Origin of the sequence: Streptomyces flavofungini (assembly GCF_041028215.1) — a bacterium.
Classification (GTDB): Bacteria; Actinomycetota; Actinomycetes; order Streptomycetales; family Streptomycetaceae; genus Streptomyces; species Streptomyces flavofungini_B.
Window position 1 is genome coordinate 1 of the sequence record NZ_JASKYR010001084.1, and the last position, 1,744, is coordinate 1,744.

At 75.2% G+C, this 1,744-nt stretch carries 1 protein-coding gene and 1 pseudogene; one reads left to right on the forward strand and one right to left on the reverse strand.

From position 1 onward, the window contains the following. Positions 1-217 precede the first annotated feature (217 nt). A complete protein-coding gene (gene ypfJ / locus AB8Z36_RS38600; protein WP_369218031.1) occupies positions 218-1,108 on the forward strand; it encodes a KPN_02809 family neutral zinc metallopeptidase in 891 nt (296 codons plus the stop codon). 31 nt (positions 1,109-1,139) lie between these two features. On the opposite strand, the pseudogene AB8Z36_RS38605 reads toward ypfJ, so the two are convergent. Then, a pseudogene (locus AB8Z36_RS38605) lies at positions 1,140-1,744 on the reverse strand (hypothetical protein); the annotation flags it as partial.

The following is a 1,744-nucleotide window of genomic DNA, read 5'->3' on the forward strand; positions in this document are numbered from 1 at the left end:
CTTCGGTACCAGTGCCACGGATCAGGCGCAGAGCGTAGCGGCGGGATGCGCCGCGGGCCGCCGGGTGCGGCGGCGACACGGCGTGCGGGGTGGCCCCGTCCCCCGTTCGGACCTCTGCCCGGCGCCGCGGCCGGGGGTCCGTACCAGGATGAAGTGGCCGGGAGGCCGGTGCGGGACGGCGTGCGCCGTGCCGGGTGCGAGGCATAAGGGGTGCGCCATGCAGTTCGACGACGACGCCGGCCTGGACACCTCCGAGGTGCAGGACGTGCGCGGCAGCCGCATCCCCGGCGGCCGGGCGACCGTGGGCGGCGGCGTCGCGGGTCTCATCGCGCTGCTGCTCGGCCTCTTCTTCGGGGTCGGTCCCGACCAGCTCGGTCTCTCCTCGGGCGACGAGGAGCCCGACGCCACGGCGTCCTCCCTCGCGCAGGTCCAGGAGGACTGCCGCACGGGCCGGGACGCCAACACCAAGGACGACTGCCGCATCGTCGCGGTGGTCAACAGCGTCCAGGACTACTGGCGCCCGGAGTTCCAGCGCCGCGCGGGCTCCTACTCCCCCGCGCGGACCGTGCTCTTCACCGGCCGGGTGGGCACCGCCTGCGGCACGGCGACCTCGGCGGTGGGCCCCTTCTACTGCCCCGGCGACCGCAAGGTCTATCTGGACCTCGGCTTCTTCGACGAGCTGCGGACGAAGTTCGGCTCCACCGGCGGGCCCTTCGCACAGGCCTACGTCGTGGCCCACGAGTACGGGCACCACATCCAGAACCTGATGGGCACCCTCCAGCGCTCCCAGGACGGCCGTACCGGCCGCGACAGCAACGCGGTGAAGGTCGAGCTCCAGGCCGACTGCTACGCCGGGGTCTGGGCGCGGCACGCGACCCGTACCCCGGACGAGCGCACGGGCAGGCCGCTGATCAGCAGGCTCGACGACGCCGACATCCAGGACGGCCTCGACGCGGCGGCGGCGGTCGGCGACGACCGCATCCAGGAGAAGTTCCAGGGCCGGGTGACCCCCGAGTCCTGGACGCACGGCTCGGCCCGCCAGCGCCAGCAGTGGTTCTACCAGGGCTACCGCACCGGCGACATGGCGCAGTGCGACACCTTCCGCTGACCGGGCCGCGGCGCCGGGCGGTCCGTCCCGCTCACTCGCCGCCGGTGTGCACCTGGAAGGCGGCGCGCCGCACGGCCTTGGCGAGCGCCGGGTCCGGGTGCGCCGCGGCGAGCGCGACCAGGACCTGGACCGTACGGGGGTGTCCGGCGCGGCGCACCTCGTCCAGGAGGGCGGGCACCGTGGGCTGGACCGCCGATTCGAGGTGCCGCACCAGGAGTTGGGCCTCGCCGTGGTCGGCGACGGCCGCCGCGGTGTCGATCCAGAGCCAGGTGGACTCCTCGCGGCTGAGCACGAGGTGGACGTCCTCGGGGTCGGCGCCCTCCTGTTCGGCGAGCCAGAGCAGGGCGTAGGGGCGCAGGGAGGCCTCGTCGACGACGGCCCTGACGTCCGGCTCGGCGGGGGCGCCCACGACGCGCAGCGCCTCGAAGGCGAGGCCGCGCAGCAGGGCGTCCTCGCCGCGGGCGGCGGTGAGCAGGTCGGTGACGGCGCTGCCGACGGGGCGGGCGGCGAGCCAGGCGCGGTACTCGGCGCGGGCCGCGTTGGGCCGCAGGCGGGCGCAGCCGCGCAGCATGTCCTCGGCGGACTGCTCGATGTGCCCGGCGGGGCTCTGCGCGGCGACGCAGATCTGCTCCAGCT

Excerpts from the sequence above, each read along its gene's own strand:
- ypfJ (WP_369218031.1), top strand. The coding sequence starts at position 218 with ATGCAGTTCGACGACGACGCCGGCCTGGACACCTCCGAGGTGCAGGAC.